Origin of the sequence: Kitasatospora sp. NPDC056181 (assembly GCF_042266225.1) — a bacterium.
Taxonomy (GTDB): domain Bacteria; phylum Actinomycetota; class Actinomycetes; order Streptomycetales; family Streptomycetaceae; genus Kitasatospora.
This window is the reverse complement of record NZ_JBHJUK010000250.1, coordinates 1-7,961: the sequence shown is the minus strand read 5'-3', so window position 1 is coordinate 7,961 and position 7,961 is coordinate 1. Positions and strand designations below refer to the sequence as shown.

At 72.1% G+C, this 7,961-nt stretch carries 8 protein-coding genes; 2 read left to right on the top strand and 6 right to left on the bottom strand.

Going from position 1 to position 7,961, the window contains the following annotated elements; all coding sequences use genetic code 11:
• Positions 1-71: 71 nt before the first annotated feature.
• From ACFC1F_RS41885 to leuA, 4 genes are all read right to left on the bottom strand, one after another.
• A complete protein-coding gene (locus tag ACFC1F_RS41885) occupies positions 72-905 on the bottom strand; it encodes an isoprenyl transferase (protein ID WP_209413334.1) in 834 nt (277 codons plus the stop codon).
• Between the two features lie 4 nt (positions 906-909).
• On the bottom strand, positions 910-1,656 hold the full coding sequence (gene recO / locus ACFC1F_RS41880; protein WP_148645222.1) for a DNA repair protein RecO: 747 nt from the start codon (positions 1,654-1,656) through the stop codon (positions 910-912).
• A 340-nt stretch (positions 1,657-1,996) separates the two neighbouring features.
• The gene (locus tag ACFC1F_RS41875) at positions 1,997-2,569 is read right to left on the bottom strand and encodes a TerB family tellurite resistance protein (protein ID WP_376166899.1); all 573 of its coding nucleotides are present in this window, start codon (positions 2,567-2,569) and stop codon (positions 1,997-1,999) included.
• 380 nt (positions 2,570-2,949) lie between these two features.
• A complete protein-coding gene (gene leuA, locus ACFC1F_RS41870; protein WP_376166897.1) occupies positions 2,950-4,746 on the bottom strand; it encodes a 2-isopropylmalate synthase in 1,797 nt (598 codons plus the stop codon).
• A gap of 333 nt (positions 4,747-5,079) precedes the next feature.
• On the opposite strand from leuA, the gene ACFC1F_RS41865 reads away from it, so the two are divergent.
• Positions 5,080-6,099 carry a M4 family metallopeptidase gene (locus ACFC1F_RS41865; RefSeq protein ID WP_376166895.1) on the top strand — a complete coding sequence of 340 codons (1,020 nt, stop codon included), beginning with the start codon at positions 5,080-5,082 and terminating at the stop codon, positions 6,097-6,099.
• A 170-nt stretch (positions 6,100-6,269) separates the two neighbouring features.
• Entirely contained in the window at positions 6,270-6,536 is a 267-nt protein-coding gene (locus tag ACFC1F_RS41860) for a protealysin inhibitor emfourin (RefSeq protein WP_376166893.1), read from the top strand.
• Between the two features lie 125 nt (positions 6,537-6,661).
• On the opposite strand, the gene era is transcribed toward ACFC1F_RS41860, so the two are convergent.
• Both era and ACFC1F_RS41850 read right to left on the bottom strand, forming a co-directional pair.
• Positions 6,662-7,591, bottom strand: a complete 930-nt coding sequence (era, locus tag ACFC1F_RS41855; RefSeq protein ID WP_209413330.1) for a GTPase Era — start codon at positions 7,589-7,591, stop codon at positions 6,662-6,664.
• A 61-nt stretch (positions 7,592-7,652) separates the two neighbouring features.
• A complete protein-coding gene (locus ACFC1F_RS41850) occupies positions 7,653-7,814 on the bottom strand; it encodes a hypothetical protein (RefSeq protein WP_209413328.1) in 162 nt (53 codons plus the stop codon).
• Positions 7,815-7,961: the final 147 nt, after the last annotated feature.

Genomic DNA, 7,961 nt, shown 5'->3' with positions numbered 1-7,961 from the left:
CGAACGCCGGCGGGCCCGTGGGACGCGTCCCACGGGCCCTCCGGCGTACCGCCGGCGCGGCGGGCGCCGGCTCAGCGCTGCGCGGGCACCTCCGGCGCCACCTCGTTCGGGATCGCCCCGCCGAAGCGCCGGTCGCGCATCGCGTACTGCTCGCAGGCCCGCCAGAGGTCCCGGCGGTCGAAGTCCGGCCAGAGCACGTCCTGGAACACGAACTCGGCGTACGCGGACTGCCAGAGCAGGAAGTTGGACGTCCGCTGCTCGCCGCTCGGGCGCAGGAAGAGGTCCACGTCCGGCATGTCCGGGTGGTACAGGTACTTGGCGATGGTCTTCTCGGTGACCTTCTTCGGGTCCAGCCGGCCCGCGGCGACGTCGGCCGCGATGGCCGCCGTGGCGTCCGCGATCTCGGCCCGGCCGCCGTAGTTGACGCACATGTAGAGCGTGACGGCGTCGTTGTCCTTGGTCTGCTCCTCGGCGACCTGGAGCTCCTGGACGACGCTCTTCCAGAGCTTGGGCATCCGGCCGGCCCAGCGGATCCGCACGCCCATCGCGTCCATCTCGTCACGGCGGCGGCGGATGACGTCCCGGTTGAAGTTCATCAGGAACTTCACCTCGTCGGGCGAGCGCTTCCAGTTCTCGGTGGAGAACGCGTACAGCGAGATGTTCTTCACGCCGAGCTCGATCGCGCCCTTGAGGACGTCCAGCACCACGGACTCGCCGACCTTGTGGCCCTCGGTGCGCGGCAGCCCGCGCTCCTTGGCCCAGCGGCCGTTGCCGTCCATCACGATCGCGACGTGGCCGGGGACCAGCTCACCGGGGATCTTCGGCGGCTCGGCACCGCTGGGGTGCGGGGTCGGGGGGAGGTACTCCCGCTGCTTGCCGCCGCCGAAGAGCCGTCGCGCTGCCATGTGCTCACTTCTCCACGTATCTCATCGAGCGGATGCCCCGCTCCAGGTGCCACTGCAGATAGGCCGCGACCAGGCCGCTGCCCTCCCGCCAGTACCTCGGCTCGCAGGTGTCGGCCGTCTGCCAGTCCCCTGACAGCAGCGCCCCGAGCAGTACCAGTGTCTCAGGGGAGGGTACGGCACATCCGGGCACTCGGCAGTCCCCGCAGAGCACACCGCCCGCCTGGAGCGAGAAGAACCGGTTGGGGCCCTCGAGTCCGCACTTGGCGCAGTCGGTGAAGCTCGCGCCGTACCCGTTGACCGCCAGCGAGCGGAGCAGGAAGGCGTCCAGCACCAGGTGCGACTCGTGCAGCCCGGCGGCCAGCGTGCGCAGGCCGCCGACCAGCAGCAGGTACTGCTGGACGGCCGGCTCGCCCTCGTTCTCGGCGAAGCGTTCCGCCGTCTCCAGCATGGCCGTCCCGGCGGTGTAGCGGCCGTAGTCGGCGACGATCGGGCCGCCGTACGGCGCGATCGTCTCCACCTGGGTGCAGAGCGGCAGGCCGCGGCCGACCAGGTCGCTGCCGCGGCTGAAGAACTGCACGTCCACGTGCGAGAACGGCTCCAGCCGGGCGCCGAACTTGGACTTGGTCTTGCGCACCCCGCGCGCCACCGCACGGACCTTGCCGTGCTGGCGGGTGAGCAGGGTGATGATCCGGTCGGCCTCGCCGAGCTTCTGCGCCCGGAGCACCACGCCGTCGTCCCGGAACAGACTCATGCACCCACCTCGCTGCGCTCGGCAGGGGCATTCGCCCACACGCACCTGCCGACGACCCGCTCGCTCCGCTCACTCATGCGCCCACCTCGCTGCCGGTGACGGACGGGCGGACGGGCGTCGAACAGTGTGGACATCCCACCATTGTCGCGCAGGAACGGCGGCAGCCGTGTGGCCCGCACCAGGGCCCGTTGGGGGGCGTGCCCCGAGGGGTGCGGGTCACGGCGGGCCCGAGAGGGGAGTCGGGCCCGTTTTGTGGGGGTCTTCGAGGGTGGAACCGGGACGGCGGGGAGGTCCGGGGGCTGGGGCCGGCTCTGGGTCTGGGTCTGGGTCTGGGCTGGGTCTAGCGGGAGGCGCGGGTCGCCGCCTCCAGCAGCGCCCCGACCGTGGCCTGCGGCAGGTCCAGGCAGCGCCCGACCGCGGCCAGCGCCTCGCGCTCCTGCGGCAGGTAGCGCCCGTCGGCGAGCGCGATCGCCGCGCCCTGCAGCAGCAGCAGCTCCCGGCCCTGGTGGGCGAGGTGCGGGGCGAGCGGTTCAAGCACCGCGTGCAGCTCCACGGCCAGGCCGCCGGCCTCCCCCAGCCCCCGGCCGGGAGGCGCCCCGACTTCGTGGGCGTCGTAGAGCTCGCCGCCGAGGCCGGACAGCGCGGCCAGGGCTGCCAGCACCTGGGCCTCGCCGCAGTCCTCGAAGCCGGCGTCCCGGACGGCCGCGCAGGCCGCCTCGCGGGCCGCCCGGTGCGCGGTGCCGCCGGCGGCCAGCACGGCCAGGGCGACGGTGTACCGGGCGTCGCGCAGCATGGAGCCGAGGCGGACGCAGGTGGGCTGTTCCAGGCTCTCCACCCCGTACCGGCCGTGGCAGGTGGTGCACTGCACGCTGCCGAGGACCGGGCCGAGCGGCAGTAACGGGGTGCCGAGCAACCGCAGCCACCGCCGGCCGTGCTGCCGGCGGTAGTTGCGGTCTCCGCCACAGCCCGGGCAGAAGAAGTCACCGAGAACGTCAGTCCGCCACCGCGGGCGAACACCCCACAACCCTGTCACGGCGCCACTCCCCAGACATGGCAGGCGGCCTGCACAACTATGGGCAGGTCACGCGACCGGACACCGAGGCCGTCCCACCGACCCGGCTTTCCGGTGCGTCGATGTTGCCATGGTTACCGGCACGTGTCAGTACCCCGAACGGCCCGGAACCCGAAAAAATGTGGCGCAGGACACAGTGCGCACGCCCTCGCCGCCCGCGGGCGCCGCGAACGCCGCCGGGCCGCCCCGGAGGACGGCCCGACGACTTCCACCCGTACGAACTACCCGCGCTGCAAGCGGTTGACGGCGCTGATCATCGCCTTCAGCGAGGCCAGCACGGTGTTGCCGTCGATCCCGACGCCCCACAGCACCTTGCCGTCCACGGCGCACTCGACGTACGCGGCGGCCTGGGCGTCACCGCCCTCGCTCAGCGCGTGCTCGGCGTAGTCCAGCACCCGGACGTCCACGCCGATCCGGGCCAGCGCGTCGGCGAAGGCGGACACCGGGCCGTTGCCGGTACCGGCCAGGATGACCGGTACGCCGTCGACCACGGCCTCGGCGGTCAGCGCGTCGCGGCCGTCCTCGGTGGTCAGGCTGCGCGAGCCGGCCAGCGAGATCCGGCCCCACGGGTTGTCGGTGGTCGGCAGGTACTCGTCCTGGAAGACCGCCCAGATCGCGGCCGGGGTGACCTCGCCGCCCTCGGCGTCGGTCTTGGCCTGGATGATCCGGGAGAACTCGATCTGCATCCGGCGCGGCAGGTCCAGCTTGTGGTCGTTCTTCAGGACGTACGCGACACCGCCCTTGCCGGACTGGCTGTTGACCCGGATGACGGCCTCGTACGTGCGGCCGACGTCCTTCGGGTCGATCGGCAGGTACGGCACGCCCCACGTGTGCTCGTCCACCGGCACCCCGGCCGCCTTCGCGTCGGCCTCCAGGGCGTCGAAGCCCTTCTTGATCGCGTCCTGGTGCGAGCCGGAGAAGGAGGTGTACACCAGGTCGCCGGCGTACGGGTGGCGCGGGTGCACCTCCATCTGGTTGCAGTACTCGGCGGTGCGGCGGACCTCGTCGATGTCCGAGAAGTCGATCTGCGGGTCGACGCCCTGCGAGAACAGGTTCATGCCCAGGGTGACCAGGTCGACGTTGCCGGTCCGCTCGCCCTGGCCGAACAGGCAGCCCTCGATCCGGTCGGCGCCGGCCATGTAGGCCAGCTCGGCGGAGGCGACGGCGGTGCCGCGGTCGTTGTGCGGGTGCACCGACAGGCAGACGTACTCGCGGCGCGACAGGTTGCGGGACATCCACTCGAACTGGTCGGCCTGGACGTTCGGGGTGGCCCGCTCGATGGTGGCCGGCAGGTTCAGGATGATCTCGCGGCCCTCGCCCGGCTGCCAGACGTCCATGACCGCCTCGCAGACCTCCAGCGCGAAGTCCAGCTCGGTGTCGACGAAGATCTCCGGCGAGTACTGGTAGCCGAAGACGGTGTCGTCGCCCAGCAGCTTCTCCGCGTACTCCATCACCAGCCGGGTGCCGTCGGTGGCGATCGCCTTGGTGGCCGCCCTGTCGTTGCGGAACACCACCCGGCGGAACAGCGGCGCCGTCGCGTTGTACAGGTGGACGGTCGCGCGCGGGGCGCCGACCAGCGACTCGACGGTCTTCTCGATCAGCTCCTCGCGGGCCTGCGTCAGCACCGAGATGGTGACGTCCTCGGGGATCGCCCCCTCCTCGATCAGCGACCGCACGAAGGCGTGGTCGGTGGCCCCGGAGGACGGGAAGCCGACCTCGATCTCCTTGTAGCCCATCGTGACCAGCAGGTCGAACATCTTGCGCTTACGGGCCGGCGACATCGGGTCGATCAGCGCCTGGTTGCCGTCCCGCAGGTCGGTGGACAGCCAGCGCGGCGCCTTGGTGATCACCTTCGAGGGCCAGGTGCGGTCCGGCAGCTCGACGGTGCCGAACGGCAGGTAGCGGTCGTGGCGCATGCCCGCGGGCTGCTGGCGCACGGTCGCGGCGGTGATCGGGGTCGGACGGTCGACGAACGCGCGGGCGGCGGGGATGGACACGGCGGAGCTCTGCTCGGTCATGGAGGTGACTCTCGGCTTCCTGTGGATGCGAGGCTTGTCGGGGCGAGGTGGACACCCGACTGGCCGGCCTGCTGCCGCTCACGACCCCTCATCGGGTCGCCCGATTCCTACGCGCACAGCACAGTCCCCGCGGCGAGGGAGCCGGCCCTTGGTGGACTACAGGCCCTCGACGCGGCAGCTAAGAAGAAGCAGCCCGTTGCGCATGATGTGCTCCAGCGTAACCGAAGGCCGCGCGCCCCCGAAGTGAGCCGGGCGGACATTCCACCCCTTGAGACGCCGCCGGTTCTGTCCATGCCAGTGACAAGTGGTCACCGAAGCCTCACCCTAGGCCACATGACTGCCGCCGCGCCGTTGTGCACGATCGTCCCGCCCTACGTCCTGGACCGCCTCGCCGAGGACGGTCACGAGCCCGCCGCCCGCTCCCTCGCCCTGGACGCCGTGCACCGCACGGCCCGCCTCACCGCCGCCCCCGCCCAGCCCGGCTCCGCCCGCCTGGACCGGGTGATCGGCGACGCCGGCCACACCGAACGGGTGCCCGGCCGCACCGTCCGCCGGGAGGGCCAGGCGCCCGTCCGGGACCAGTCCGTCAACCACGCCTACGACGGCCTCGGTGCCACCTTCGCGCTCTTCGCCGACGCGTACGGGCGCCGCTCGATCGACGACCAGGGCCTGCGCCTGGACGCCACCGTGCACTACGGCCTGCACTACGACAACGCCTTCTGGGACGGCCAGCGGATGGTCTTCGGGGACGGCGACGGCGAGGTGTTCGGCGACTTCACCGCCTGCGTCGACGTCATCGGCCACGAACTCACCCACGGCGTCACCCAGTTCACCACCGGACTGGAGTACCACGGCCAGTCCGGCGCGCTCAACGAGTCCGTCTCCGACGTCTTCGGCTCGCTCGTCAAGCAGTACGCGCTCCGTCAGGACGCCGCCGACGCGGACTGGCTGATCGGCGCCGGGCTGCTCGCCCCCGGCGTGCAGGGGGTGGCGCTGCGCTCGATGAAGGCGCCCGGCACCGCGTACGACGACCCCCGGCTCGGCAAGGACCCGCAACCGGCCCACCTGCGCGACTACGTGCACACCGCCCAGGACAACGGCGGCGTGCACATCAACTCCGGCATCCCCAACCACGCCTTCTACCTGCTGGCCACCGCACTCGGCGGCCCGGCCTGGGAGCGGGCCGGGCGGATCTGGTACGACGCGCTGACCGGCCGGCGGCTGGCCGCCGACGCCGACTTCCCCGCGTTCGCCCGGGCCACCGTCGCGGCCGCCGGGGACCGCTACCCGCAGACCACGGTCGCCGACACGGTCACGGCGGCCTGGGCGCAGGTCGGCGTCAGCACGGCCTGACCCCGGGCACCGGCACCGCCTGACCCCGGGCGCCGGGCACGGCACCGCCGTGCCCGGCCGGGGTCCGCGGCCCCGGTTGAGCCCGGGTTCAGCCGGGCTTAAGGCCCGCAAAGGTCAAGGTCCGGAAAAAGCCCGGCAAACAACCATCCCTGCGTAGCACCATGGACACCATGCGTATCCAGGTGACCCGGACCGGCGGCCTCGCGGGGCTCGCCCGCCGCGCGGAGCTCGACACCACCGAGCGGGTGGACGCCCCGCACGTCCACGCGCTCGCCCGCGAGGCCGTCGCGGGCGGGCTCCGGTCGCCCTCGTACGGGGTGCCGGACGGCTTCCATTACGAGATCACGGTCGACGGCCGGACGGTGCACTGCGCCGACCCCAAGCTCACCGACTCCCAACGGGAGCTGGTCTCGTTGGTGCTGCGCGAGGGCGCGTAGGCCCTCCAGGCCCGCCCCGCGCAACACCCCTGGCCCTCGGCCGCCGGACGGGACGACCGGCCGAACGGCGAGGGCCCGCCCGGACGCGATCGTCCGGACGGGCCCCTCTGCCGGGTCCCGCAGGGTCAGAAGCCCAGCTTGCGCAGCTGCTTCGGGTCCCGCTGCCAGTCCTTGGCGACCTTGACGTGCAGGTCCAGGTAGACCGGGGTGCCGAGCAGCGCCTCGATGTGCTTGCGGGCGGTGGTGCCGACGTGCTTGAGCCGGGAGCCCTTGGCGCCGATCACGATGGCCTTCTGGCTCTGCCGCTCGATGTAGACGTTGGCGTGGATGTCCAGCAGCGGGCGGTCCGCCGGGCGGCCCTCGCGCGGGATCATCTCCTCGACCACGACGGCCAGCGAGTGCGGAAGCTCGTCCCGGACGCCCTCCAGCGCCGCCTCGCGGATCAGCTCGGCGACCATGATCTGCTCGGGCTCGTCGGTGAGGTCGCCGTCCGGGTAGAGCGGCATGCCCTCCGGGAGCAGCTTGGTGATCAGCTCGGCGACCAGGTCCACCTGCTTGTCGCCGACCGCCGAGACCGGGATGATCTCGGCCCACTCGATGCCCAGCTCGACGCCGAGCTGCTGGATGGCGATCAGCTGCTCGGCGAGCCGCTTGGAGTCGACCAGGTCGGTCTTGGTGACGATGGCCACCTTGGGGGTCTTCTTGATCTCGGCGAGTTCCTTGGCGATGAACTTGTCGCCGGGGCCGAGCTTCTGGTCGGCGGGCAGGCAGAAGCCGATCACGTCGACCTCGGCCCAGGTGGAGCGGACCAGGTCGTTGAGGCGCTCGCCGAGCAGGGTGCGCGGCTTGTGCAGACCGGGGGTGTCGACCAGGACGAGCTGGGCGTCCGGGCGGTGCACGATGCCGCGCACGGTGTGCCGGGTGGTCTGCGGACGGTCGGAGGTGATCGCGACCTTCGTCCCCACCAGGGCGTTGGTCAGGGTCGACTTGCCCGCGTTGGGCCGGCCGACGAAGCACGCGAAGCCGGAGCGGTACGAGGAGGAAGGGGCACTCATGCGGTCCATTCTCCCTGATCACCGGGAGCGCGACGGACGCGGCCGCCCGAACGGCCTCCGCTCAGCCCTTGTCGCCTCCCCCGAGCGACGTCAAACCCATGATCAGCACCAGCAGCAGGAAGGCCACCGAGCCCCAGAGCCAGAACGGCGAGCCGGTCTCCTGCCACTTGCCCATCCCCATCACGCCCAGCAGCAGCCCCGCGAAGAACGCGTACGGCCCCATCTCCCCAGCCCCCTCACCGCGACCCACTCCCGGTGAGATTATCTGCCGAACACAGACGGCGGAGTGGCCGCCGGGTTCTCCCCCCGGGCCGGCCCCCCCCGCCCGCGGAGCCGCGCGCGGGCGGGGCCCTGAACGCGCCCCCCCGGC

Coding starts and splice junctions, on each gene's coding strand:
- recO (WP_148645222.1), bottom strand. CDS start 1,656: ATGAGTCTGTTCCGGGACGACGGCGTGGTGCTCCGGGCGCAGAAGCTC.
- ACFC1F_RS41885 (WP_209413334.1), bottom strand. CDS start 905: ATGGCAGCGCGACGGCTCTTCGGCGGCGGCAAGCAGCGGGAGTACCTC.
- ACFC1F_RS41850 (WP_209413328.1), bottom strand. CDS start 7,814: ATGGGGCCGTACGCGTTCTTCGCGGGGCTGCTGCTGGGCGTGATGGGG.
- leuA (WP_376166897.1), bottom strand. CDS start 4,746: ATGACCGAGCAGAGCTCCGCCGTGTCCATCCCCGCCGCCCGCGCGTTC.
- ACFC1F_RS41860 (WP_376166893.1), top strand. CDS start 6,270: ATGCGTATCCAGGTGACCCGGACCGGCGGCCTCGCGGGGCTCGCCCGC.
- ACFC1F_RS41865 (WP_376166895.1), top strand. CDS start 5,080: ATGACTGCCGCCGCGCCGTTGTGCACGATCGTCCCGCCCTACGTCCTG.
- era (WP_209413330.1), bottom strand. CDS start 7,591: ATGAGTGCCCCTTCCTCCTCGTACCGCTCCGGCTTCGCGTGCTTCGTC.